The sequence below is a fragment of the Nocardioides sp. FY1077 genome (assembly GCF_058681775.1).
The window spans coordinates 782,916-807,505 of sequence record NZ_JBZWDB010000003.1 but is presented as its reverse complement, the minus strand read 5'-3'; the positions used below and the strand labels follow the sequence as shown (position 1 = coordinate 807,505).

Genomic DNA, 24,590 nt, shown 5'->3' with positions numbered 1-24,590 from the left:
GTCAGGACCCTCCCAGGTCGTCGGTGGTGGGGGCCGGCGCGGGCCGGTCGGGCCCGTCGAGCCCGTCGAGGAACCGGTCGACCAGCGGGGCCAGCACGTCGGCCTCGGTGAGGATGCCGAGGTGGCCGCCGGCGTAGACGTGCAGCCGGGCGTGGGGTGCCAGCCGAACGATCACCCGGGCGTTGACCAGCGGGATGATCGGGTCGTCGTCGCCGGCCAGCACCAGCACCGGCTGGCGCAGGAACGGCAGCCCCGGCAGGCTCGACCACCCCGCGCCGGCGAGCAGCTGCAGGTAGTAGCCGCGCTTGGGCCCGCTGCGGGTCGCGGCGTGCAGCAGCGCCGCGGCGCGGGCGGGGTCGGTGCGCATCGTGCCGCCGTAGAGGTCGCCGGCGACCCGCGCGGCGTACGCCGGGTCGCGGTGGCGCCGGGGGGTGAGCATGCGGCCCAGCACCCGCGGGTGGGCCGGCACCATCAGCGAGCCGGTGCCGGTGGCGGCCAGCACCACCCGGCGCACCCGCCGCGGCGACTGGAACGCCAGCTGCTGGGCCACGCCGCCGCCCCACGACAGCCCGAGCACGTCGTACGTCGGGTGGCCGAGCCGCGTCATCAGCGCGCCGAGCCACGAGGCGAGGCCCGGCATCGTGTACGGCACCGGCGGGGCGGGGGAGCCGCCCACGCCCGGCACGTCGAAGCGCACCACGCCGCGGCGGGGGTCGAGGTGGTCGACCAGCGGTTGCAGGGCCTCCAGGCTGGCGCCGATGCCGTTGCACAGCAGCAACGGCGGGGCGCCGGTCAGCGCACCGGTGCCGGGGCGCTCGGAGATCCGCACCGGCAGCCGGCGCACGACGACCTGGCGCACGCGGTCGGGCGCGGGGCGGGCCTGGGCGGGGGCCATCGCGGCACTCACCGGTCGTGCACGTAGTCGCCGGGGGCCGCGCCGAGCGGCTCGTAGCGCGCCGAGCCCATCCGTCGGGGCCGGCCGCGCTCGGGGCCGGTGCGCTCGGCCAGCCAGGCGGTGTAGTCGTCCCACCACGAGCCGCGCACCTCGGTGGCGGCGCCGAGCCAGGCGGCGGGATCGGCGGGGGTGGAGCCGGCGGTGCGGAAGCGTGCCTTCTCGTTGCCGGGCGGGTTGACCATCGCCGCGATGTGGCCGCTGGTCGACAGCACGAAGCGGGTGTCGCCCCCGAGCAGCTGGGTCGTGCGGTAGCAGGACTCCCACGGGCACAGGTGGTCGGCGATGCCGGCCACGGCGTAGGAGTCGACGTCGACCGCCGACAGGTCGACGGGGGTGCCGAGCATCGTGGCGGCGCCGGGCTCGGTGAGGGCGTTGCGGATCGCGAGGTCCATGAAGTCGCGGTGCATGCCGGCGCTCATCCGCACGGGGTCGGCGTTCCAGTAGAGGATGTCGAAGGCCTTGGGTGCCCGGCCCATCAGGTAGTTGTTGACCCAGTAGTTCCAGATCAGGTCGTTGGGGCGCAGCCACGCGAAGATCTCGGCGAGCGCGGCGCCGTCGAGGTAGCCCTTCTCCCGCGAGGCGCGGGTCGAGGCGGCGGCGCCCTTGTGCGAGAGCAGGGCGCTGGGCAGCCCGGCGTCGTGCTGGTCGAGCACCGTCACGGCGAGGCTGAACGCCGCGACCCGGTCGAGCTGGTCCTGGGCGGCGAGGTGGGCGACCACCATGGCGGCGAGCATGCCGCCCGAGCAGATGCCGAGCAGCGCGACGCTGTCCTGGCGGGAGATCGCCTGCGCGGCGGTCATCGCCTCGATGATGGCCTGGCCGTAGGTGTCGAGGCCCCAGTCGGCGTGGCGGGCGTCGGGGTTGCGCCAGGAGATGCAGTAGACCTGCTGGCCGGCGCGCACGAGGTGCTCGACGAGGCTGCGGTCGGGGGCGAGGTCGATGACGTAGTACTTGTTGATCGTCGGCGGCACGATCAGCAGCGGCACCGCGCGCACCTTCGGCGTCTGCGGGGTGTACTGAACCAGCTCGAACAGCTCGGTGCGCAGCACGACCTCGCCGGGGGTGACCGCGAGGTCGGTTCCGACCTCGAAGGCGTCGGCCTCCACCATCGACGGCACCCGCGGAGCGGTGGCGAAGTCGCGGGCGAAGCGGCGGGCGCCGGCCACCAGGTTGCCGCCGCCGGTGTCGACGACGCGCTTGAGCACCATCGGGTTCAGCAGCGGGTTGTTCGTGGGGGCCGCGGCCTCCACCAGGTTGTCGACGAGGAAGCCCACGCGCTGGGCGTCGCCGTGGCCCAGGCCGGCGTCGGCCACCAGGGCGCGCACCGCCTCGCCGGTGGCGAGGTAGCCCTGCAGGGTGCGCTTGAAGAAGGGGTTGCGGCTCCACGCCTCCTCCGCGAAGCGCCGGTCCTTCGGCGACGGGGCGACCTCCGAGCGGCCCACCTGCACCCGTCCGAGCTCGACGGCGAGCCCGGCCGCCCGACGCCCGACCCGGGCGGGGTGGCGGGCCAGCCCGGCGGCGAACCGGACGCCTGACACGCCCGGCAGCAGCCGCCGCAGCGGGCCGCGGGCGGCGTCGGCCAGCAGCAGGTCGAGCGGGGCCGACAGCTCCGCGTCGCCCGGTTCGTCGGCGGCCCCGGCGGCGCGGATGCGCTGGTCGGCCTCGAGGGCGGGACGGGCGGCGGTGTCGGTCATGGTGCCTCCGGACGGCGTCGGCACGGGCCGGCGTCCGCCGTGCCCCTGTCTTCCCTGTGCTGGTGCTGCTCGGCCAGTGTGACCCGCACCACCTCGACCGGGCCACCACCCTCCCGGATGTGCGTTGGAGGACAGCACGCGGACCGGGGCCGCTGGACCCGTCGGGGTGTGCGTGCGGCACAGGCGCCGACGTACGTTCGAGAGGACATCCGATCTCGAGGAGGACCCGTGAGCGACACCGACACCGACCAGGAGCAGCGCGTCATCGAGCTGCTGAAGGACTCCAAGGTCGCGATGCTGACCTACGTGGACCCGAGCGGGAAGCTGCTGAGCAAGCCCATGTCGACCCAGGACGTCGACACCGACGGCACGCTGGTCTTCATCGCCGAGCGCGACTCCGACAAGGTGCAGGCGCTGGTGGCCGACCCGCGCGTCAACATCTCCTACAGCGGCCACGGCACCTGGGTCTCGGTGGCCGGCCGCGCCGTCGTCGTGAACGACGAGACCCGCCTCGCCGAGCTGTGGGACAGCTTCACCGACTCCTGGCTCGACGGCGGGCCCGAGGACCCGAACAACATCCTCATCGAGGTGGAGCCGGACTCGGCGGAGTACTGGGACGCACCCGGCGGCAGCAAGATCATCTCGCTGACCAACCTGGTGAAGGCCAAGGTCACCGGCAGCCGCATCGACGGCGACAACGAGCAGGTCGAGCTCTGAGCGCTGGGTGAGCAGCGGGCCGCCGCCACGTCGGCGGCGGCCCCGGCGCGATTCGGGCGCGGCCCTGCGGCGCCCGTAGAGTCACCGCCCGTGGCTCTCACCATCGGCATCGTCGGTCTCCCCAACGCGGGCAAGTCCACCCTCTTCAACGCCCTCACCAAGAACGACGTGCTCGCGGCGAACTACCCGTTCGCCACGATCGAGCCGAACGTCGGCGTGGTGGGCGTGCCAGACGAGCGGCTGCCGCGGCTGGCCGAGGTCTTCGAGTCGGCCAAGGTGCTCCCCGCCACCGTGGAGTTCGTCGACATCGCCGGCATCGTGCGCGGCGCCTCCGAGGGCGAGGGCCTGGGCAACAAGTTCCTCGCCCACATCCGCGAGTCGGCCGCGATCTGCCAGGTCACCCGGGTCTTCCGCGACGAGGACGTCACCCACGTCGACGGCGAGGTGAACCCCGGCAACGACATCTCCACCATCCAGACCGAGCTGGTGCTCGCCGACATGCAGACGGTGGAGAAGGCGATCCCGCGCCTGGAGAAGGAGGCGCGCGGCAACAAGGCCGTCGTCGCGACCCTCGAGGCCGCCCGGGAGGCGCTCACCCACCTCGAGGCCGGCACCCCGATCATCGCGACCTCCGTGGACCGCTCGCTGGTGCGCGAGCTGTCGCTGCTCACGGCCAAGCCGTTCATCTACGTCTTCAACTGCGACGCCGACGAGCTCGCCGACGACGAGCTCAAGGACCGCATGCGCGCCCTGGTGGCCCCCAGCGAGGCGATCTTCCTCGACGCGAAGTTCGAGTCGGAGCTCGTCGAGCTCGGCGACGACGACGAGGCCCGCGCGATGCTCGCCGAGACGGGCGTCGACGAGCCCGGCCTCGACGTGCTCGCCCGCGTCGGCTTCGAGACCCTCGGCCTGCAGACCTACCTCACCGCGGGTCCCAAGGAGTCGCGCGCCTGGACCATCCCCCGGGGCGCCACCGCCCCCGAGGCCGCGGGCGTCATCCACACCGACTTCCAGCGCGGCTTCATCAAGGCCGAGATCGTCTCCTTCGACGACCTGATGGCGGCCGGCTCCATGCAGAAGGCCAAGGAGGCCGGCAAAGTGCGCATGGAGGGCAAGGACTACGTCATGGCCGACGGCGACGTGGTGGAGTTCCGCTTCAACGTGTGAGCCGAGGCCCTACGGAGCATGTTTCCGCAGGTCAGGGCGGGTCTACCCGCCCAGCGCGTTCGAGCGGTTCGTCAGCCGTTCGTCAGCAGCCGCCGACGCCGCCTCGGTGAACAGAGCGGCGGCAGCGGTGCGCGTCCGGTCCTCTGCTGTCGGCCACAGGTGCGAGTACGTGTCCAGGGTCGTCGTCGCCTTGGCGTGACCCAGCGCCCGCTGAACGGTCACCACGTCGCACCCGGCGGCGATCAGACCCGAGGCGTAGAAGTGCCGGAGGTCGTGGAGCGTGAAGCCGTCGACCCCGGCCCGCTTGCAGGTTTGCCGCCAGCGGTGCCCCACGGTGTTCTGGTGAGGGGGCACGTCTGGCACGGCACCCCGGAACAGCCACGGCGACGGCGGGCGGGCAGCGACGTGCGCGGCCAGCAACTCGACCACCTGCTCAGGTAGGTGCACCACGCGCTCGGAGCCGTACTTCGGGGGTCGCACGTCGAGCACGCCGCCGGTCTGCCGCTGGATCTGCCGCGACACTGTGAGCGAGCGGCGCAGCCAGTCGACGTCCTCGGCCCGGACCGCGGCGGCCTCACCCAGCCGGAGCCCGGCGAACGCGCACAGGGCGAGGAAGGGCCGGAACTCGTCGTCGGCGGCGTCGAGCAGTGCCCCCACGTCGGCGGGGGAGGGGATGCTCATGGCGGCCTCCCGCTTGCGCGCTCGTGGCAGTCGCACGCCTGCGCTCGGGTCCGCGGCGAGCACCCCGTCTGCCACGGCGCCCTTCAGCACCGAGCGGACGTTGTTGTACCTCGTGCGAACCGTGCCGGGAGCCAGACCCCGGTCGTCCTCGTGCTTGACCCAGTGCTCGACGTGCGAGCGGCGCAGCGTGCGCAGCGGGACATGCCCGAACGGCACCGACCGGACCGCCAGGTCCATCGCCGCGCGGGTGCCCGGTGCCCACACCTGCCGGGTCGACCAGTCGGCGTAGAACGCCGCAAAGGTGACCCGCCCGAGTGCGGGTGCGACGAAGGTTCCACCTGCGAGCGCGGCTGTCTGCTCGTCCAGCCAAGCCTGTGCGTCGACCTTCCGGCGGGCCGTCCTGGTGATCTGCTTGCCGTTGGGGACCGCTCGGAACTGGGCCTGCCACCGACCGTCGGGGAGTTTCCTGACGCTGCTCACCGTGCCGCCTCCTTGGCCCAGCGCCATGCTGTCTGCTTCGGGACGCCCAGCCGCTCGGCGGCGTACGTCGCGCCCTGTCCGTCGATGGCGTGGCCGATGCGCTCGAGATGTGCGGCCCATGCGCGGGTCCGCTCGTTCGCGCGCTGCCCGACGAGCTCAGCAGGCGGCTCCAGCCCCCAGGGCGCCTCCCAGGCGGCCGGGCGTTTGAGAGACCTGAGCCGCTCTTGCACCGCCTCACGACTCAGGGCTTCCACGCGTACGCGGCGCAGGTGCTCCCCGGTGACTGGCGCGCCGGGGCTGCTGACCCGGACCGACTCGCACAGGAAACGCCGCTGATCGTCCTGCCAGGTCAGGACCGCCTCGACCTTGTAGGCAACCCCCCCGCCCTTCAGTCCCACCATCTGCGTCTCTTGGGCCTCGACCCGGGCGGGGGCTGTCACCCCTGGCGCGATGGTCACTCGCTTCTCGTTCATGTCAGTCAGTCTCGCGTTGCCGTTACGTTTCGTCAAGGCGTCTCGGTGGTGGTGTACGGTCGTGAATGATCGAGACGGTATGACGGATCGTCTCGCCATCCATTCCGACGGGAGCCGGACGATGACCAATGACCTGCTGTTGATGGAGGAGGTCGCCGAGATGACGAGGGTGCCGCTCTGCACCCTCCGGTTCTGGCGGCAACGCGGCGACGGGCCCCGCTCGTTCAAGGTCGGCCGACGCGTGATGTACGACCGGGCCGAGGTCGAGCAGTGGCTCAACGAGCAGCGGCAGAGCACCGCCGCTGTCGACCGGTGACCGTCCTCGGCGGCCAACCGTGCGATGCCGCCCCAAGCCGAGAGCGGTGAGCCGCCATGACCTGGACCAAACTGACCGACGCGTTCACCGATGACTGCGCCGAAATCCCGCTCACCGACGCCGCCGCGCGCCTGCACGTCGAGGGGCTCGTCTGGGTCATGAGACGTGAAACGGGCGGCCTCATCCGAGGTCATGAGTTGCGCCGGGCGACGGCTGTGAGCGACGTCGACGCCGCTCTGTCGGAACTGCTCGACGCGGGCTGGTGGAAGTCCGCCGCCGACGGGTGGCAGGTCGTCAAGCACCTAGACCACCAGCGCACGCCCGAGCAGATCGCCGCAGATCGACGGGCTGGGACAGCGCGGAAGCAGCGCAGCCGGAAGGCGCGAGAAGTGGTCACGGCAGGAGTCACGCCGTGACTCACGCCGGGAGTCACGGCAGGAGTCACGCCGGGAGTCACGCCGGGAGTCACAGCGACCAGACCAGACCAGACCAGACCAGACCAGTACTTGGGGTTGCGTCTGTCTCCGCCGTTTTCAGCACTCTCTGGTTGCTAGTCCCGTTCCTCGCGAGTTTCGAGGCAGGCGGGCGTTACGTAACGCGCGCGAGCCGTCCCGCCCCCCGAGCAGACCAAGGGAGAGGCCACGACGTCGTTCGCCTCTGTAAGGGCCTGCGCGCGACGCAATGCGACAGCGAGGACCTGGCCGAAGTCGAGCACGTCCGATGACCGCCTCACGTCCACGCCGCCGCCGCCAAGGCCGCCGCGACCGGCGCCGACCCCAGCGCCGTGACTGCCCCGTCACCGGCTGCGACCTCGTCAGCATGGTTGCGGCCGGTTGGTGTCGACTCCACAACCCGAGCGCTCGACGCGCCTGCCCCGTCCCCGGGTGCGACCGTGTCAGCGAACGCGTCAACCGCCTGTGCTGCACCCACGGAACCAGGTGGGTTCGCGCCGGGCGCCCCGACCTCGCGACCTGGGACGGCGGCGGCCCGGTCGGCCCACCCAGAGGGGGCCGCTACCCAGCACCGCCACCCGAACCTGCCCGCCTGCTGCCCCTCGTCCGCAAACCGCCGCCCGAGTTGCGCGACTACTGGCAGCGACGCCTCACCGGCACCGTGCGCTGCCGCGCCTGTCGACAGCGCATCACCCCCACCCAGCCGTGGCGGCTGCTGTGGGTCGTCACAGCCGACACCTGGTCCAGCCCCGTCCACGCCCGGTGCGTCCGTGCAGCCTGCGAGACGCCCGAGGACCCCCCGCCAGCCGTTCGAGGATCGGCTGTGCCGCACGAACAGACCCGCCCCGGTGTCGACATGCCGGGCACCACCCCTCGCCGATCTGCTGTCACCGCTGCCCTGACACCGAACGCACGCACAGCCGACCGAGCAACCAACCCACCACCGACACCCCCCAACCAGCGAGAGGCAGTCTGATGCCGACACGAGGCGCCAAGCGGTGCAGCCGCGGACACAAGTGGCAACCCACCCTGACCGTGACCCGCTGCCCGACCTGCTCGGCCCGATACGAGGCGCGAGTCGCACGCACAGCCAAGACCGCCAAGGAACGCGGCTACACCGGCGAACACCAGACCGTGTTCAGGCCCGGCGTCCTCGCCCGCGACCCGTGGTGCGTCATCTGCGCCACCGAAGGCAAGCGCGTCGCCGCCACCGTCGCCGACCACTGGCCGATCAGCCGCCGCGACCTCGTCGCACAAGGGGCCGACCCCAACGACCCAGCAGCCGGACGCGGGCTCTGCGCGTCGTGCCACGGCAGAGCAACCGCACGCCGAGAAGGCTGGGCCCAACCCGGCCGACGACTCACCGAGGACGAGAAGTGACCACACACACGGCGTCACCAACCACCGAGCGCGGTGTCGACGGCACCCGCCACCGTGCGACAAGGGGTAGATGGGGGGACTGGGTAGCGGTTGGACCCCCGCCCCGTCTTCCACATAGCGAACAGACGCCCGCACCCGGCGTCACGTTTTGGTGTTTCGCAGCCCGCGGATGCTCACCAGCGACGCCGTACGGGTCGCTGCGCAGCGCGCGGGGGTGTCTGACATGACGGACGCGGACCCGGCTGGCGGCGTGCTGGCTGCGATGGCGCGTGACGTGTGCGGCGACCTCGCCGGGCTCGATGACGACGAGTTGTATTCGTTCGCGAGGTTCGCTGAGTGGGGCGTGGCCGGGGCGACGGCTCTCGGCCTTCCGCGGCTGGTTGTCACCTGGGAGCGGCTGGTGTCGCTGGCTGGGGAGGAGTCTCGTCGCCGGGCACGGGACTGGGGCGCGTTGGGGCGCGACTACGTCTCCGGCGTCGAGGCCGGGTGGGGTGACGCGGCAACGCTGGGCGGCGTCACACAGCCGCCGCCTGCTGACGAGCCGGAGCCGCCTGCGGCGTTCGACCCGCGACCCGACTTCGAGTCCCCGCCGTGCCCACGCGGCTGCTCGTGCCCCGAGCACGACGACCCCCGCCCATGAATTGCCGGGCGCTGTCGGCGAGTCGGTGTAGCGTCCTTGGCAACGGCTGACCGCCGCAGGTCCGGAGCCCCGGTAGGGCCCGGCCACGGCGTCAGAGGTGGAGACCTCCAGCCGGAAGTCCCCTCGGGCAGAGGGGCGAGGCGATCCCGTTCGCCAACCGGGCCCCGGCAGGGCCTCGGAAGCCGACATGAGGCACGGGCTGGCTGTTGACGCTGCGACACAGAGCGCCGCCGCCACTCCCTTCTGGTGCGTTCGACGCGTCTCGCGTCCGCACCGTCGACCGAGCCGACAGGTGACCCCCATGACGTACTCCATCGGTGGCGACGAAGCCGCCCACGCCAACACAGCCGCGCGGCACCTCCAGGCCGCCCGCGCGATCAACGACCAGTTCGAGGGCAAGACGATGCCCGCCGACGCCGCCCGCCAGATCGAGCAGCACCTGGATGCGTCTCGGCAGGCGTCGCTCCAGGCCCAGACCATCCGGGAGGAGAAGCGCGCCGCTGAGCCCGTCTACCGCCACGACATGCTGGGCGGCGACTCCGTCGCTGGGCCCGTAACGAGCAAGGGCTGGACCGGCGGCGGGTACAGCGCGCCCAGCGCCGACGACGCTGGGCTTCCCCGCGCCACCAAGGGCTTCCTGGGGTGGGTCCGCGACGGCCAGGTGCCGATCGAGCAGAAGGCCGACCTGGTGGAGAACGCCACTGGCCTGAACCTGATCCCGGCCGACTACGCGGGCACCATCCTGAAGGAACTGCCCCGCGCGGGCGTGATCCGGAGCCTCGCGTTCGTGCGCCCCACCACCAAGGCCCAGGTGGACGTCGGCAACGTCGTCATCAACACCGCGGGCTGGGGCCGTCTGGAGACCGGGACCGCCCTGACCGACGGGCTCGCGGCCACCCCGGCGGGCAAGGACTCCATCTTCGTGCACGACCTGAACGCGCTCGTGAAGTTGGGTCGTGACGAACTGGAGGACTCCGACGAGAACCTGGCCGAGATCATCCGCCAGGCGCTCGTGCTGAAGTTCGCGGAACTGGAGGACGACGCCTTCGCGAACGGCACCGGCACCGGCCAGCCGTTCGGGATCACCCACAACGTGACCCAGTCGGTCACGGCGGCTGCCAACGCGACCGTGGTCGGCGACGACCTGGTGAAGGTCACCTACGCCGTGCCCTCCTGGGCGCGTCGCAACGCCACGTTCCTGCTGCACTCGTCGGCCCAGCAGGCGATCGAACTGCTGAAGGACACCGAGGGCAACTACCTGTTCCGCCGCGACGCATCCAAGGGGGCGGCCGACACCCTGCTCGGCTACCCGGCCTACACCGTCGATGGCCTCCCCGCCATGACGGCGACCGGCACCGCGACGGACCCCTCGGTGGTGTTCGGCGACGTGCGCGCCGGGTACATGGTGGCCGACCGGCGGCGGGTGACGGTGCAGCGCTTGGAGGAGCGTTACGCAGACGAAGGGAAGTTGGGTCTGCTGGTGTGCCACAGGGTCGGTGGAGATGTGATCCGCCCCAAGGCCCTCGCCACTCTGCGGCTGTGAAGCCGGTGGTCACGATGCAGCGGGCAACGGTTGCCTGCTCCTGGAAGGACGCCGCGGAGTCGGGTGACGCGGGCACGCTCGTGGGCTACGCCTCGACGTTCGGCAACGTCGACCTGGGCGGCGACGTCATCGTGCCGGGGGCGTTCGCCGCGTCGGTCGAGGGCGTGAGGGCTAACGGCATCCCGCTGCTGGCCGATCACATGGCGACGACGTCGTCCGTGCTGGGCACGATCTTCGACGCCGCGGAGGACAGCCGGGGGCTGGTGATCCATGCCAGGTTCGCCTCCACGACGGCTGCGCAGGACGTGCGGCGGCTGCTGGTCGAGGGGCACCTGTCGAAGTTGTCGATCGGCTACGAGGCGGTGGCCTACCGGTTCGAGGACCGTGACGGGCGGCAGGTGCGCGTCCTGGAGGAGGTCAAGTTGTGGGAGACCTCGGTCGTGGTGTTCCCGATGAACCCGGAGGCGGTCGTCACTGGCGCGAAGGCGCTGGCGGCGTCGTCGCGTGGGCAGTTGGCGCTCCGCTTGCGGCTCGCTGAGGCCGAGGTCGCCATGCTGCTGCGCCACTGAGCCGGGTGCCGGGCGGTCCTCATGGGGTGAGCCAGCCGCCGGGCACCCACCGCGGGTGACGCCACTGCCGGAAGCGTCTCCCGCTCACCGCGAGGCCCCCGGCGTCGGTTCGGGTTCTTCCCCTCCCGCCGACGCTGGGGGCCTCGCTCGTGCGCTCACGCCGGGCGACTGGACGCGCTGTTGCCGCGACAATGGGGCGATAGTCCTGGCCGGAGATTCGTCGTCAACCGCATGCGATTGCACGCCACTGTTCGAGGCAGCGCCATCCTGCTGAGTCGGCTCAGGCGGGTGGGCGCCCGAGCCAGTCTTCTTTGCCTGTCTGCTCTCGGCGCGGGTTGTCTTGCGCGCGGCGCGGGCCGCCCGCGCTTTTTCAGCCTGATCGGGTAATGCGGCCGGTGGTCCAAACGACAGAATGTCAAGGAAAGATTGCGGCGCAGCAGTGTTGCTATACCCGAGAACAATCAACCTATCGGTGACCACCAGGACGACCGCGAGCAGTGGGACCACAATGAGGGCGGACGCGACTTTGGAGTATTGATAGGTCGTTGCCACAATCAACGGAACACCAGTGCCCCCGATCGCGAGCATCCCTAAGAAGGTTACGGAGCCGACAGCAACACGGCGAACGAACTCGGCGTGCCGTTCGTGACGAACCGGGCCATGTTCCTTCACGAACGCGTGGCGCGCATCGAGGCGTTGGCTCCAACCGACATAGAAGGCGAACCAGTTCCAGCCCGCCGTGAGCGTGAAGGCGATTGGCGCTATCACATCCTCCACGACGAAGTAGTTTGAATCCCTTCTCGAAACGTTGAAAACGATCAAGCCGGATGCGGCGACCATTGCAGTGATGATGAGAAGGCGTACAACGTCACTCCCAAGGAGCGCGGGGAAGCGATTCAGGCTGCTGAGTCGGACGATCTTTTCGTTGACGTCCTCTGTTAGAAGAGTTGCAACCCCTTCAGAAGGGTTCGCACTCAACAGGGTCTGCAAGTCCGCTATGTCCTTGCGTAGCCGTCGCGCTGACAACAGGCTCGCCGTGACTGCTGACGTCACCAGCGCGACCAACAACGGTGCGACGTAGGGCAGAACGATTCCCAACCATCCCGACATGTCGCTCAGTATCGGGGACGAACGCACCCCGTGTCCGACGCACCAGCCACAACGTGCGGAGCGCATCTCTAGTTCGACCGGGGCTTCAACAGCGGCCGCATGAAGCACCAGTCACGCGGTGCGCCGCAAGAAGAAGTAGCGGCGTTGAGGGCCTGGGGGGAGCGGCGTCCGGTTCGTCAGCCGTTCGTCAGCCGTTCGTCAGCAGAGCCACCGACGCCCATCAACACCCACCAGATGCCACTAACTGTTTCCGCAGGTCAGGTCGCGTGTCGACACCCCGGACCCCGTGATGGCGCGACCCGCTCATACGTTCCGCTTCAACGTCTGACCGGTGGTTCCAGGGCCACCCGCCACAAGGCACGTGGGCCGGAGCCGACACCCCAGCCGACCGGGCCCGTGGTCTGGGCTGGCCCTGGTTCACGTCGCGGGGAGCGAGAACCGCTGCCGGTAGGACGTGGGTGTGGTCCCGAAAGCTGCGACGAAGTTCTGCCTGAACGTCACGGCGCTGCTGAAGCCACAGGTGGTGGCAATGCGGGTGACGGGCCAGGTCGTGGTCTCGAGGAGGCTCCGGGCCTCGTCCAGCCGCCGGGCCAGGACCCAGCGTGCGGGCGTGGTTCCCACGGATTCCGCGAACCGGCGGGTGAAGTTGCGCCTGCTCATCTGGGCGTGGGCCGCGAGGTCGGCGACGGTGAGTGGTCGGTCGAGCCGAGCCAGTGCCCAGTCCATGGTGGGGCCCAGGTGCCCCACGCCGCCGGGCCGAGACATCGGGCGGTCGACGTACTGGGCCTGGTCGCCATCGCGGTGAGGTGCGACCACGAGACTGCGCGCGACCGCCGCGGCGGCGGCGGAGCCGAGGTGGGAACGGACGATGTGCAGGCAGGCATCGAGCGCGGATGCCGTGCCGGCTGAGGTGAGGACGTCGCCGTGGTCGACGTAGAGCGCGGCGGGATGGACGTTCACCGCGGGGCGCCGGCGTGCGAGCTCCTCGGCCGCACCCCAGTGGGTGACGACCTCACGGCCGTCGAGCAGGCCGCTGTCGACGACGGGGAACGCTCCTAGGCACAGGCCCGCGATGCGGCTCCCTCGTGCCTGTGCCGCCCGGATCCTGCTGGTCAGCGCCTCGCCGCTGGCGGGCAGGTCGGTCGGCCAGGACGGCAGCACCACCAGGTCGGCGTCGTCGAGCGCGCCGGGACCGGCGACGTCCTCCACCCGTGGGCCTTCGACGGTCCGGATGCCGCGGCCGTCCTGGGTCCACACCACCGGGTCCCAGCCTGTGGCCAGGCCCTGCCGGCCGACCTCGCCGAAGACCAACAGGGGGGCAGCGAGGTGGAACATGGTGATGTCGTCGAACGCGTACACGGCAATCCGCACAGTTGGCCCGATCCCATCGAAAGAGGTCGTTCGTGCCACTCACGGTAGCCCGTCGGGTCGACCCAGAGTGGGTTCCACGAGTTCCTCACCCCCACAGGAGAAGCCATGACCGCCCCCCACCGCGCACTCATCGTCGTCGACGTCCAGCAGGAGTACTTCAACGGGATCCTCCAGATCCAGGCCCCGTCGCGCGAGAAGACGCTCCGCAACGTCCTGGCCGCCGTCGAGGTCGCACAGCAGCAGGACCTGCCCGTCGTCGTCGTCCAGCACGAGCTGCCGCAGGGCGCACCGGTCTTCGCCCTGGACAGCGAGAGCTGGTCGCTCCACCCCGAGCTCGAGCAGCGCCTGAGCCCCGCGTGGAAGCGGGTGACCAAGTCCAAGGGCAGCGTGTTCGCCGGCACCGATGTCGCCCAGTGGCTGGCCGAGCAGAACGTCGACACCATCACCATCGCCGGCTACATGACCAACAACTGCGACATCGCCACGGCCGTGGGTGCCGAGGAGCTCGGGCTCGCGGCCGAGATCCTGTCCGACGCCACCGGCGCCATCCACCTGGCGAACGACGCCGGCAAGGTGTCCGCGGAGCAGCTGCACGAGACGCTCCTCGTGCTCCTGCACTCGAACTTCGCCGCCGTCGCCAGCACCGAGGCATGGGCAGCAGCCGTCACCGCCGGTGAAGCCCTGCCCAAGAGCGACCTGGGCACCTCCGCCACGCAGGGCCGCGCCGCTTTCGGCGACTGACCCGTCCTCCCGCGCACCTGCACGCCGGGCACCGAGCGTCGAACGACGACACCGTCGAGGCCCACCACTGGGCTCTTGAGGGCGTCGACATCGACCACCTGCTCGCCCACGCGCAGACTGCGGTGCCCGCGGGGTCGGTGCCGCTCAGGGGCTCACCGGGCATGCGCGAGCTGCTCCAGCACGGCTCGTACCGGGGGCCAGCGGTCGCGTCCTGCCCGCGTGACGGCGTAGGCGCGGAGCGCGACCGGGTGCTGGTCGAGCGGGAGCACGGTGACCCCAGAGTGGCCGGTGCGGTCGTGGGGGAGCAGGGCGACCCCACGGCCGGCGGCGACGAGCTCGTCGACCAGGTCGAGGGAGTCGACCCGGTGGCCGATGCGCGGGGTGAAGCCCGACAGGGAGGCGAGGGTGCGCAGGGCGTCCTCGTCGGCGGTGCCGCGGGAGTTCACGATCCAGGGCCGGTCGGCGTGCGCGCCGAGGTCGTGCCGCGTCTCGCCCGCCGGGACACCCAGGCCCCAGGCCGTCTCCCACAGCCGGGTGGCGCGGTGCTCGGCCCACCACGAGGCAGGGGCGAGGTTGTAGTCGTAGGTCAGGGCCAGGTCGACCTGGTCGCGCCCGAGCAGGTCGAACGCCTCGAGGGGTTCGTGCTCGCGGATGTGCACCTCGAGGCGCGGGTGCGTGTGCGCGAGGCTGTCGATCGCGGGCAGCAAGGTGCGGCGTACGGCGGTCGCGAACCCGGCGACCCGGACGACGCCGGCGGGTTCCGCGGTCGGGTCGAGGTCGAGGCGTGCGGTGTCGACGGCGGTCAGGATGGTCACGGCGTGCTCGGCGAGCCGGGCGCCGGCCGGGGTGAGGCGCACGCGTCGCCCGTCGGGCTCGACCAGGGGCACGCCGAGGTCGCGGGCGAGGGCGGCGATCCCCGCCGAGACCGTCGAGGTGGTGGTGCCGAGCTCGGCGGCCACCTCGTGCATGGAGCCGCGCCGCGAGAGCTCGGACAGCATGCGCAGGCGGCGGGCGTCCATCCCTGCATCGTCCTTGATCGGCGAACGGTTTGTCCATCGATGTCACGTGGACGCAGACGGTGCTCGTGGGGTTCCGTAGCGGCCATGACCACCTCTCCGCCCCGTGGGGGCGCTCCGATGGCCGTGGCGGCCATGCTCTGCGTCCAGCTGGGGCTGGCCGCCTCGATCGGTCTCATCGACGAGGTCGGCGCAGGCGGGGCGGCGTGGCTGCGGCTGTTCTGGGCCGGGGTCGTCCTCGTGGTGGTCGTGCGTCCGCGACCGTCTGCGTTCGACCCCGCGACGGTGCGCGCCGCGGTGGCGCTGGGGGTGGTGACCGGCGGCGTGACCATGCTGTTCATGGCGGCGGTGGAGCGCCTGCCGCTCGGCACGGCGGCCGCCCTGGAGTTCCTCGGTCCGCTGGGGGTCGCCGTGGCGCGCAGCCGCGCAGCGGGCCGGGTGTGGGCGCTGGTGGCGGCCGGCGGGGTGGTGTGCCTGACGCAGCCGTGGGCGGGTGCGGTGGACCCGCTCGGTGTGGCGTTCGCCCTGGCGGCGGCCCTGTGCTGGGCCGCGTACATCCTGCTCACGCAGAGGGTCGGTGACTCCGCCAGCGGCATCACCGGGCTGGCCATCTCGATGCCGGTGGCGGCACTGGTCGCCACGGTCGTCGCGGGCCCCGGCGTGTTCCCACGGCTGACGCCGGAGCTGATGCTCGTGGGTCTCGGCCTGGCCGTGCTGCTGCCGGTGGTGCCGTTCATGCTGGAGATGGTGGCGCTGCGCCGCCTCAGTGCCGGGGCGTTCGGCACGCTGATGGCGCTCGAGCCGGCGTTCGCGCTCGTCATCGGCTTCGTCGCGCTCCACCAGGCGCCGAACGGGCTGGCCGTCGCCGGCGTCGGCCTCGTGGTGGCCGCCGGCATGGGGGCCGAGCGCAGCGGTGCCCGCACGATCCCCACGGGTGTCCCGCCGCGGCCGGACCCCGTGGCGACGCTGACCTGACGGCAGGGGCTCGCCCGCCTCGAGTGCCCCAGGGCGTCGACGTGGTGGTGGCCGAGCGTCAGTGCGCGGCGTCGGCGTGGTCACCGTGCCCGATCGCGGCGTGGCCGCACGGCCGGGCCGCCGGTCCGGTCCGGTCCGGCAACGTACCTACCAATGGTAGGTTGTCCGGGTGAACGCGAGCACCCACACCCTGCTGGTCGTCGCCCACCCCGACAGCGACTCGCTCACCCACCAGGTCGCCGCCCGGGTCGCGCGGTCCCTCGCCTCGTGGGGCACCGTGGAGGTCGCAGACCTCCACGGTGAGGGCTTCGACCCGCGCTTCTCGCTGGAGGACCGTCGCCACTACCAGGGAGCGGCCACAGGTGTGCCGTCCGACGTCGCCGCGGAGCAGGCCCGGATCGATCGGGCCACCGACCTGGTGCTGGTCTTCCCGGTCTACTGGTGGTCGATGCCCGCCATGCTCAAGGGCTGGGTCGACCGCGTGTTCCTCGACGGCTGGGCCTTCGACACCGCCCCCGAGGCAGGGCTGGTGGGGAAGCTGGGCCACCTCACGGTCCACCTCCTCCCGGTGGCCGCGAGCGACCGGGGCCTGTACGACCGCCACGGCTACGAGCGGTCGCTGCGCAACCAGGTCGAGCACGGGCTCGTCGAGTTCTGCGGTGGCGTCGTGGGATCCACCACGTTCCTCCACGACTCCGAGGACGCGTCCCCGCAGGTGCGGGCCTCGGAGGTCGACCGGGCCGTGGGTGCGATCGGCGCCTGGTACGCCGAGCGGGTCGGGTCGGGCTCCCGCAGTGCCCGGCCGAGCCCTGTGCGATGACGCCGGCTACCCGCCGGCGGATGACGAAGGACGACCGTCGCGAGCAGCTGATCGCGGTCGCCCGGACCCTCGTCGCCGCTGACGGCGCGGACGGCTTGACCCTGGGCCGCCTCGCCGTGCAGGCCGGCGTCTCGAAGCCGGTCGTCTACGACCACTTCGGCTCGCGGTCGGGCCTCCTGCTGGCGCTGTACGAGGACTTCGACCGCCGTCAGACGACGCGGCTGCTCGAGGCGCTCGAGGAGACCCCCTCGACCCTGGCCGAGCAGATCGAGACGATCGCGGAGTGCCACGTCGCGTGCGTGCTCGACCACGGGACCGAGCTCGGGAGGGTCGCGGCCGCCCTGTCGGGATCGCCCGACCTCGCAGCGGTCAGGCGCACCTCCGAGGCCGAGTACCTCTCGATCTGCCGGCGTGCGATCGGCTCGTGCGAGCCTGACGCGGTCCTGACCGAGGCGGCGGCGTTCGCCTTCCTCGGCGCGGCGGAGTCGTTGTGCGACGCCGCGGTGAACGGCTCGACGGATCCGGAGACCGCGACGGCGACACTCGTCACGCTGCTGTCGGCGCTGCTGTCGTCCCACGGTCGGCACACCACCACCTGACGGCACGGTGCGCACCGTCCTCCCGTGCGGCGAGGGGGCCGTGGCCGCGCCAGGCGCCCGGACCCCTGCGGCTTCCGTGCGGGCGGAGTAGTTTTCCAGGGTCACGACACCCAGGAGGATCAGATGGACACGCGCGTTCTCGGTCAGGGCCTCGAGGTCTCCGCGATCGGTCTCGGCTGCATGGGGATGAGCCACGGCTTCGGCCCCGCCAGCGACACCGACGAGATGGTCGGCGTCATCCGCGCCGCCCACGACCTCGGTGTCACGTTCTTCGACACCGCCGAGGTGTACGGCCCCTTCGTCAACGAGCAGCTGGTGGGCCGCGCGCTCGCGCCGGTGCGCGACGAGGTGGTCATCGCCACCAAGTTCGGCTTCTCCTACGACGAGGACGGCACGCAGGACGGCGGGCTCGACAGCAGCCCCGCCCACATCCGGGCCGCCGTCGACGGCTCCCTGCGGCGGCTCGGGGTCGACCACATCGACCTCTGCTACCAGCACCGCGTCGACCCCGACGTCCCGATCGAGGACGTCGCCGGCACCGTCAAGGAGCTGATCGAGGCCGGCAAGGTGCGTCACTTCGGCCTGTCGGAGGCCGGCGCCGCGACCATCCGGCGCGCCCACGCCGTGCAGCCGGTGACGGCCCTGCAGAGCGAGTACTCCCTGTGGTGGCGCGACCTGGAGTCCGAGATCATCCCCACCCTCGACGAGCTCGGCATCGGGCTGGTGCCGTTCAGCCCCCTCGGTCGCGGCTTCCTCACCGGCGCGATCACCGCGGGCACGGCCTTCGACAGCACCGACATCCGCACCCGGCTGCCCCGGTTCAGCCCCGAGGCCATGGCCGCCAACCAGGCGGTCGTCGTCCTGCTCACCCGGATCGCCGCCGAGAAGGACGCCACCCCCGGCCAGGTCGCCCTCGCCTGGCTGCTGGCGCAGAAGCCCTGGATCGCCCCCATCCCCGGCACCCGCCGCACGACCCGGGTGCAGGAGAACATCGGCGGCGCCGACGTCGACCTCACCGGCGACGACCTGACCGCCATCGAGACCGCCATCGCCGCCGTCGACGTGCAGGGCGACCGCTACCCCGAGGCGATGCAGAAGATGATCGACCGCTGAGCGGAGGGCCCGACCCGAGCCGGACGTGCAGTGCCGGGCCCGGTGCCGTCGCCGGTGCCGTCGCCGCGGCCGCCGAGCTGCGAGGGGTGCGCACCGTCCCGGCGCCCGGCCGCGTCACTGCACGTCCGACTCCGGTGCCCGCCCCCCGGGACGTGCCGAACGCGGTCGGCGCGGGGCCTCAGGGATGCATCCGGGCGCCCTTCAGCACCTTGTCGACCGCGTTGCGCGGGCCGTGGACCCCGAGGCCGACGGGGTCGAGGTCGGCGCTGCCGACGGCGGCGACCGCCGCCCGGTTGGCCTCGTCGTGGCCGGTGGCGAACAGCGCGGAGGTGAAGACCGAGACCCGGAGTCCGCGGCGCAGGCACCGCTCGTGGACCTCGCGCAGCACGGCGGTGTCGCCCTCCATCACCACCACGGGCTGACCGAACATCGGCAGGTAGCCCGCGCCGTCGGCGTCGACGTAGGGCTCCCCGACGAGACCCGGGTAGGTCGCGGCGACGCCGCTGGCGAGGAACGCGGTGACGTTCAGGCGCTGCCAGGTCTCGAGGTCGTCGCGGAGCAGGAGGGCGATCTTGGTGTCGAAGCGGACGGTCATGCGCCCAGCCTCGCCGCGCCGTCCCGTGCCGGTCTTGTACGTTCCTGACGTGGGGCCCGAGCACTCCGTGCGCGCGTGGCGGCCGGCGGTCGCCGGCGTCGCCGAGGTGCTGCACGCGCGCTTCACCGACCACGCCTACCCGCTGCACACCCACGACACCTGGACCCTGCTGCTCGTCGACACCGGGGCGGTGCGCTTCGACCTCGACCGCCACGAGCACGGCGCGCTCGGTGACCGGGTCACCCTGCTGCCGCCCGGGGTGCCCCACGACGGGCGGGCCGTGACGACGGCCGGGTTCCGCAAGCGGGTGGTCTACCTCGACGCCGACGTCCTCGACGTACGGCGGGTGGGCGCCGCGGTCGACCACCCCGGGTGGGTCGACGGGGCGCTGCGGGCCGAGGTCGGCCGGCTGCACGCCGCGCTCGACGACCCGGCGGAGACGCTCGAGGCCGAGGACCGGCTCGCCGCGGTCGCCGACCGGCTCGGGGTCCTGCTCGGCGGCCCCCGGCCGCCGCGCCGCGTGGACGCCGGCACCGCGGCCCGCCTGCGCGACCTGCTCGACGCCAGCACCGTCGAGGGGCTCACCCTGGCCGACGCCGGGCGCGTGCTGGGCGCGAGCCCGACGCACCTCGTGCGCTCGTTCACCGCGACCTTCGGCATCCCGCCGCACCGCTACCTCACCGGCCGGCGCCTCGACCGCGCGCGCCGGCTGCTGCTGGCCGGCGAGTCACCGGCGAGCGTGGCCGTCGCCGTCGGCTTCCACGACCAGCCCCACCTGAACCGCCACTTCCGCCGGCTCCTCGGCACCACCCCCGCGGCCTACGCCGGCAGCGCCGCGCGACGACCGACGCCGTCACGGTCCAGTGGAGACCGCTCGGGCGTCGCGCTGCGCGGCACGGACCGCCACGCGGCCGACCGGTCCCACATCCCCGGCGCGCCTCACGAACCGGCGCACGGCGCCCTGGTCGCCCGGTCGCACCGTCAGCTCCACGGCCCCCCGACCGGACACGACGGCGCTCCTCAGGCCGAACCGTCGGTCGACTCGTCGGGCGACCACCTCGCGGGCCGCAGTGACCTCGGGGTCGGCGTCGTGCCGGTCGCGGATCAGGAGCAGCCCACCTGACGTCACCTGCACGAGGTCGACGCCCCCGGCGTCGCGGTAGCGGTCGGCCCACCCTGCGACCCCGGCGAACCCCGTCGGTGCCAGCGTCAGCTCCACCGACGTGCCCACCGGGTACACCTCGCGTCGGTACTCCAGGACGTCGTCGGCGCGCTGCGCGCGGACCAGGTCCTGCGCCGCGGGCTCGGTGACGTGGACCCCCTCGCCCGATGCCAGGGTGGCCTCCTTGCCCTGCAGGACCACCTCGACCCCGTCGACGTCGCCGTCGTCGATCGCACCGGCGTAGGCGTCGAAGACCGCGAGGACGTCCTCGGCGGTCGCCGCGCCGTCCATCACCACGGTGACGTGCCGGGCCACGTCGGCGAACGGGATGTCGTCGTCGGCGGCGTCCGCCTCGACGACCCGGACCCGGACCACGCCGGGCTCGTCCGACCCGGTCGCCTCCAGGTCCTGCGGCGAGGCCGCGCAGGCCGTCAGCAGCAGCAGCGCGGCGAGGAGCCCGAGCGGGATCTGCGCCGCGCGGCGCAGGACCGGTACCGGGCTCTGGCTCACGAGCGACATCCTGCCGGACGGGCGCCGCCCCGGTACGGCAGCGCGACCGCCCGGTCAGCCGCTGCCGACGACCACGACGGCGTGGAGCCCGGCGTCACCGTGAGTGAGGACGCCGAGCTGCGAGAGGCGGCGAGGCGCACTGTCCCAGCGGGTTGCCTGTGACAGGTACGCCGCCGCTCTGGGCTCGACGACGGAGGCCCGTGCCACCGGTGGGTGGCACGGGCCTCTGCCTCGTGCGGAGTCAGGCGGTCAGCGCCTGGCGCGCACGTTCACGACCACGCGACGGGTGGGGCTGGCCGCGACCACGTCGCTACCGGTGTAGCGCACCGCCACCACGTGCCGGCCGGCGCGGAGCACCGGCAGGACCACGCTGCGACGACCGGCCTGTGCGCCCAGGCGCAGCAGCGTTCGGCCCTTCTCGGCGACGACGAGGTCACCGCGCACGGGCACGCCGGCCGAGAGGGTGGCGACGAGGCGGGCCCGCCGACCGGCGTCGACGCGGGTCGAGCCCGGCGTGACGGTGAGCCGCGAGACGGCCTTGAGGACCTCCAGGCGCACGGTGTCCGACGACGGGGCGTGCGTGTCGTCGCCCGGGTAGCTGATCGTCAGGTCGTGCGTGCCGGGGCGCAGTGCGGTGCCGGGCAGCGAGACGACCGCGCCGCCGTCGACGAGCTCGGCGGTGCCCAGCGTCGTGCCGGCGCGGGTGACGGTGACGACACCGGCGGGCGGGCCGTCCTGGGCGGCGACCCGGACGGTCACCCGCCGGGCGCTGCCGTAGTGACCGGTGCGGTCGGCGACGGCGGCCGTGGACGTGGTCGCCAGGGCGGCGCCGGCCACGGTGAAGGTGCCGGTCACGGGCTCGCTGAGCCGGTCGCCGAAGCCCTGGGTGACGGCGTACTGCTTCTCCCCAGGGGCGCCGTCGAGGTCGGCCACGAGGCGCCAGGTGCCGTCGTCGGCGACGGTCGTGCTGGAGACGAGGTCGCCGGTGACGGCGACGGTCGCGCGCGGCGTGCCGGAGCCCGAGAGGACGACCACGTCGGTGCCGGACGGCACGGTGGCCGCGGGGCGCCGGGTCACGTCGAGGCTGTCGACCGACGGGCGCGCGGTGAGCCACTCGGCCGGACCGGTGGGACGCTCCATGATGCGTGTCTCGCCGACACAGCCGTGCCAGCCGTTGCGGGCGGCGTCGTCCACCCAGTCGGCGCCGATGATCCACGGCATGCCGGCGTTGGCGGAGGCACCGCCGGTGCCGGTGGCGTTGCGGAGCACGGGGGCGCCGTCGACGTACATGGTGGTGGTGCCGGCGGTCGGGTCGTTGACGACCGCGACGTGCTGCCACTGGTCGACCATGATCTCGCCGGACCAGGCGGTGCGGTCGCCGACGCTGGTGGTCGCGGGCACCTCGGTGAACTGGAACTCACGCAGGTTGGAGATGCCCAGCGCGGTGGGGGAGGCCGTGTAGTCCCAACGCGTCACCGGCATGCCGGGGAGCTCGGAGCGGTTGCCGGTGCGGACCACGGCCTTGCTCCACTGGTTGGCCTCGGCGGTCCAGTCGGCGTCCATCTTCACGAACGTCTCGATGGTGTAGCCGTTCGGGAACGTGGCCTCGGTGACCGGGGTGCCACTGGTGGACTGCAGGTAGCTGAAGCGGCCGGTGCGGGCGTCGCTGCCGGTGAAGCAGACGGCGCCCGGGTCGGCGGAGTAGGGGTTGACGTCGTCGGTGACGACCACGTCGCCCACCTCGGCCGTCGGGGAGCCGGAGGCGCCGAGGCCCACGCGGTGCAGGTCGCTGTCGCCGGCCAGGTCGCGGAAGACCTGGCCCGGCCGCACGACGCCGGGGGCGACGTCGCCGAAGCGCCAGTGCGCGAGGGTGCCGGGCGCCTCGACGTAGTCGTCCTCCGAGCCCGCCTGCACGAGGTCGTTGCCGTCGGGGGCCACGAAGCCGTCGAGCAGGATGTCGCGCGCCGCCTTGGTGAGGGAGGGCTGGTCGGCCGGTCCGGCCTGGAAGCCCTCGAAGCGCTCGGAGAAGTCCATGGGCACCTGGTAGGCCTGGTGCGGGGCCTCCAGGAGCGCCTGGTCGTAGGCCGTCAGCTTGTCCTGCGGCTTGGCCACGACCCACGGCGAGCCGGTCTGCATGGTGATGGTCTCGTTGGTCAGGTCGAGCTCGACCAGGCCGAGGTAGCCGTTGCCGCCCTCGTAGGCCATCTGGTGGTCGATCAGGACCTGGGTGACCTGGTGGCCCGCGTCGTTGACCCGGGTCAGGTGCGTCGAGCCGTGGTAGTGCCCGTTGAAGGTGAGGAAGACCTGGTCGGAGGTCTTGATCAGCTGGTCCCAGACGCGCTCGCCGTAGGCGGACTCCTTCGGCGTGACGGCGTCGGCAGCGATGTTGACGAGATCGTGGGAGGTGAGGATCGTCGGCAGGTCCTGCTCGGCGATGACGCCCTTGGCCCAGGCCAGGGTCGCGTCGGAGGCGCGCCAGGGCAGCGCCATCGAGAGGAACTCCTGGCCCTGCGCCTCGAAGACGTGCCACTGGCTCATCCCGGTCGCGTCGGTGCCGCCGTAGGTCGGCTGCGCCGCGGCGCGGGCCGGGCCGAACCACTTCAGGAACGGCTCGGCGGCGAGGTCGTACTCCGTGTCGTCGAGGTCGTCGTTGCTGTTGAGGACGTCGTGGTTGCCGGCGAGGATCGAGTACGGCGTGTCGGTGTCGTCGAGGACCTTCATCGCGCGGTCGGCGGCGACCCACTCGCGCTCGACGCCGGCGCGGTCGACGACGTCGCCGACGTGGGTGACGAACGGGATGTTGAGCTCGTCGGCGTGCTCGGCGAGCCAGGCGGTCTGGACCTCGAACGGGTCCTTGCCGTAGCGCGGGACGAACTGGTCGCTGGAGTAGCGCGAGTAGAACTGCGTGTCGGGCAGCACGGCCAGGGTGAACCGCGAGGCGGGCGCGGCGTCGTCGTCGTCGACGACGACGCTGGTCGGACCGGCGTCGACGGGCTGCGGCGCCGTCGGGTTCGCGACGGCGGGTGAGGTGCCAGGCCCTACGACGACCGCCGCGAGACCGAGAGCGAGGCCCAGCGCGAGGCCGAGGTGACCGCGGTGGTGCGGTCGGGGGTGCTTCGTGTCCACTGCACTCCTTGGTGAGGAACGAGACGAGGTCGACCAGCCGGTCGGCCGGTCGCGAGCCACCCTCACGAGCCCGACGGAACGAGCTGTGTGTGGACGGTGTCTGCAGCCCGAACAGCGGATGGCCCGGGACGCCACCGCCCGGGGCGGGAGCACGGCCGCCGCGGTGCGCGCGGCTGCCGCAGTCGGATGACCGGCCGAGAGGCGATGCGCCGCCGGTGCCGGCGGCGTAGTCCGTCCGGGCCATCTTCGTCCTGGGGCCTCCCGCGTCGTGCGTCGAGGTGTGAGACTTCCACCGGACACGCAGCGGGGCAGGCCGAGGGATCTCGATCTTCCGTGCGTCGGCGACACCATCACGTGGGGTGAGGGATCACCACGAGGGATGAGT

24 protein-coding genes are annotated in these 24,590 nt (G+C 72.3%); 15 read left to right on the top strand and 9 right to left on the bottom strand.

Going from position 1 to position 24,590, the window contains the following annotated elements; genetic code table 11:
* Position 1 precedes the first annotated feature (1 nt).
* Both phaZ and AC4OR8_RS13365 read right to left on the bottom strand, forming a co-directional pair.
* Positions 2-895 (bottom strand): poly(3-hydroxyalkanoate) depolymerase, encoded by an 894-nt coding sequence (gene phaZ, locus AC4OR8_RS13370; protein ID WP_492166051.1) that lies wholly within the window; start codon positions 893-895, stop codon positions 2-4.
* Positions 896-903: 8 nt separating this feature from the next.
* Entirely contained in the window at positions 904-2,649 is a 1,746-nt protein-coding gene (locus AC4OR8_RS13365) for a PHA/PHB synthase family protein (protein ID WP_492166050.1), read from the bottom strand.
* A gap of 228 nt (positions 2,650-2,877) precedes the next feature.
* Between AC4OR8_RS13365 and AC4OR8_RS13360 the strand changes: the two genes are divergently transcribed.
* Both AC4OR8_RS13360 and ychF read left to right on the top strand, forming a co-directional pair.
* Positions 2,878-3,366, top strand: a complete 489-nt coding sequence (locus tag AC4OR8_RS13360) for a pyridoxamine 5'-phosphate oxidase family protein (protein ID WP_492166049.1) — start codon at positions 2,878-2,880, stop codon at positions 3,364-3,366.
* 90 nt (positions 3,367-3,456) lie between these two features.
* On the top strand, positions 3,457-4,533 hold the full coding sequence (ychF, locus tag AC4OR8_RS13355) for a redox-regulated ATPase YchF (protein ID WP_492166048.1): 1,077 nt from the start codon (positions 3,457-3,459) through the stop codon (positions 4,531-4,533).
* Positions 4,534-4,575: 42 nt separating this feature from the next.
* Here ychF and AC4OR8_RS13350 read toward each other — a convergent pair whose 3' ends face one another.
* Positions 4,576-5,694, bottom strand: a complete 1,119-nt coding sequence (locus tag AC4OR8_RS13350) for a tyrosine-type recombinase/integrase (protein WP_492166047.1) — start codon at positions 5,692-5,694, stop codon at positions 4,576-4,578.
* Positions 5,691-6,167 carry a hypothetical protein gene (locus AC4OR8_RS13345; RefSeq protein WP_492166046.1) on the bottom strand — a complete coding sequence of 159 codons (477 nt, stop codon included), beginning with the start codon at positions 6,165-6,167 and terminating at the stop codon, positions 5,691-5,693. Before AC4OR8_RS13345 ends, AC4OR8_RS13350 begins: the two co-directional genes overlap by 4 nt.
* A gap of 121 nt (positions 6,168-6,288) precedes the next feature.
* On the opposite strand from AC4OR8_RS13345, the gene AC4OR8_RS13340 reads away from it, so the two are divergent.
* The 6 genes from AC4OR8_RS13340 to AC4OR8_RS13315 all read left to right on the top strand — a co-directional run bounded on the left by AC4OR8_RS13340 (position 6,289) and on the right by AC4OR8_RS13315 (position 11,067).
* Complete coding sequence (locus tag AC4OR8_RS13340) at positions 6,289-6,483, top strand: helix-turn-helix transcriptional regulator (RefSeq protein WP_492166045.1); 195 nt, start codon at positions 6,289-6,291, stop codon at positions 6,481-6,483.
* A 56-nt stretch (positions 6,484-6,539) separates the two neighbouring features.
* Positions 6,540-6,899, top strand: a complete 360-nt coding sequence (locus tag AC4OR8_RS13335) for a hypothetical protein (protein WP_492166044.1) — start codon at positions 6,540-6,542, stop codon at positions 6,897-6,899.
* A gap of 1,071 nt (positions 6,900-7,970) precedes the next feature.
* Positions 7,971-8,315, top strand: coding sequence for a hypothetical protein (locus AC4OR8_RS13330; protein ID WP_492166043.1), 345 nt, complete (start codon positions 7,971-7,973; stop codon positions 8,313-8,315).
* Between the two features lie 223 nt (positions 8,316-8,538).
* Positions 8,539-8,955, top strand: a complete 417-nt coding sequence (locus AC4OR8_RS13325; RefSeq protein WP_492166042.1) for a hypothetical protein — start codon at positions 8,539-8,541, stop codon at positions 8,953-8,955.
* A gap of 301 nt (positions 8,956-9,256) precedes the next feature.
* Positions 9,257-10,498 (top strand): phage major capsid protein, encoded by a 1,242-nt coding sequence (locus AC4OR8_RS13320; RefSeq protein ID WP_492166041.1) that lies wholly within the window; start codon positions 9,257-9,259, stop codon positions 10,496-10,498.
* The gene (locus AC4OR8_RS13315) at positions 10,495-11,067 is read left to right on the top strand and encodes an HK97 family phage prohead protease (RefSeq protein WP_492166040.1); all 573 of its coding nucleotides are present in this window, start codon (positions 10,495-10,497) and stop codon (positions 11,065-11,067) included. The genes AC4OR8_RS13320 and AC4OR8_RS13315 overlap by 4 nt, the downstream gene beginning before the upstream one ends.
* A gap of 84 nt (positions 11,068-11,151) precedes the next feature.
* On the opposite strand, the gene AC4OR8_RS13310 is transcribed toward AC4OR8_RS13315, so the two are convergent.
* Together AC4OR8_RS13310 and AC4OR8_RS13305 are read right to left on the bottom strand one after the other, a co-directional pair.
* The gene (locus tag AC4OR8_RS13310) at positions 11,152-12,177 is read right to left on the bottom strand and encodes a hypothetical protein (RefSeq protein WP_492166039.1); all 1,026 of its coding nucleotides are present in this window, start codon (positions 12,175-12,177) and stop codon (positions 11,152-11,154) included.
* 417 nt (positions 12,178-12,594) lie between these two features.
* Entirely contained in the window at positions 12,595-13,587 is a 993-nt protein-coding gene (locus AC4OR8_RS13305) for a GlxA family transcriptional regulator (RefSeq protein ID WP_492166038.1), read from the bottom strand.
* A 66-nt stretch (positions 13,588-13,653) separates the two neighbouring features.
* Between AC4OR8_RS13305 and AC4OR8_RS13300 the strand changes: the two genes are divergently transcribed.
* A complete protein-coding gene (locus AC4OR8_RS13300; protein ID WP_492166037.1) occupies positions 13,654-14,289 on the top strand; it encodes an isochorismatase family protein in 636 nt (211 codons plus the stop codon).
* 152 nt (positions 14,290-14,441) lie between these two features.
* On the opposite strand, the gene AC4OR8_RS13295 is transcribed toward AC4OR8_RS13300, so the two are convergent.
* Positions 14,442-15,308, bottom strand: coding sequence for a LysR family transcriptional regulator (locus AC4OR8_RS13295; protein ID WP_492166036.1), 867 nt, complete (start codon positions 15,306-15,308; stop codon positions 14,442-14,444).
* Positions 15,309-15,392: 84 nt separating this feature from the next.
* Between AC4OR8_RS13295 and AC4OR8_RS13290 the strand changes: the two genes are divergently transcribed.
* The 4 genes from AC4OR8_RS13290 (at position 15,393) to AC4OR8_RS13275 (ending at position 18,812) form a co-directional block, all read left to right on the top strand.
* Positions 15,393-16,280: an EamA family transporter gene (locus AC4OR8_RS13290; protein ID WP_492166035.1), complete on the top strand. Its 888-nt coding sequence runs from the start codon at positions 15,393-15,395 to the stop codon at positions 16,278-16,280.
* 169 nt (positions 16,281-16,449) lie between these two features.
* Complete coding sequence (locus AC4OR8_RS13285) at positions 16,450-17,100, top strand: NAD(P)H-dependent oxidoreductase (protein WP_492166034.1); 651 nt, start codon at positions 16,450-16,452, stop codon at positions 17,098-17,100.
* 20 nt (positions 17,101-17,120) lie between these two features.
* A complete protein-coding gene (locus AC4OR8_RS13280) occupies positions 17,121-17,699 on the top strand; it encodes a TetR/AcrR family transcriptional regulator (RefSeq protein WP_492166033.1) in 579 nt (192 codons plus the stop codon).
* A gap of 123 nt (positions 17,700-17,822) precedes the next feature.
* On the top strand, positions 17,823-18,812 hold the full coding sequence (locus AC4OR8_RS13275; protein WP_492166032.1) for an aldo/keto reductase: 990 nt from the start codon (positions 17,823-17,825) through the stop codon (positions 18,810-18,812).
* A 178-nt stretch (positions 18,813-18,990) separates the two neighbouring features.
* Here AC4OR8_RS13275 and AC4OR8_RS13270 read toward each other — a convergent pair whose 3' ends face one another.
* Positions 18,991-19,407, bottom strand: coding sequence for a DUF2000 family protein (locus AC4OR8_RS13270; protein ID WP_492166031.1), 417 nt, complete (start codon positions 19,405-19,407; stop codon positions 18,991-18,993).
* Between the two features lie 49 nt (positions 19,408-19,456).
* Here AC4OR8_RS13270 and AC4OR8_RS13265 point away from each other — a divergent pair, with 49 nt between their 5' ends.
* Both AC4OR8_RS13265 and AC4OR8_RS13260 read left to right on the top strand, forming a co-directional pair.
* Positions 19,457-20,530, top strand: coding sequence for an AraC family transcriptional regulator (locus AC4OR8_RS13265; RefSeq protein ID WP_492166030.1), 1,074 nt, complete (start codon positions 19,457-19,459; stop codon positions 20,528-20,530).
* A 189-nt stretch (positions 20,531-20,719) separates the two neighbouring features.
* Entirely contained in the window at positions 20,720-21,241 is a 522-nt protein-coding gene (locus AC4OR8_RS13260) for a hypothetical protein (protein ID WP_492166029.1), read from the top strand.
* A gap of 87 nt (positions 21,242-21,328) precedes the next feature.
* On the opposite strand, the gene AC4OR8_RS13255 is transcribed toward AC4OR8_RS13260, so the two are convergent.
* On the bottom strand, positions 21,329-24,205 hold the full coding sequence (locus AC4OR8_RS13255) for an Ig-like domain repeat protein (protein ID WP_492166028.1): 2,877 nt from the start codon (positions 24,203-24,205) through the stop codon (positions 21,329-21,331).
* Positions 24,206-24,590: the final 385 nt, after the last annotated feature.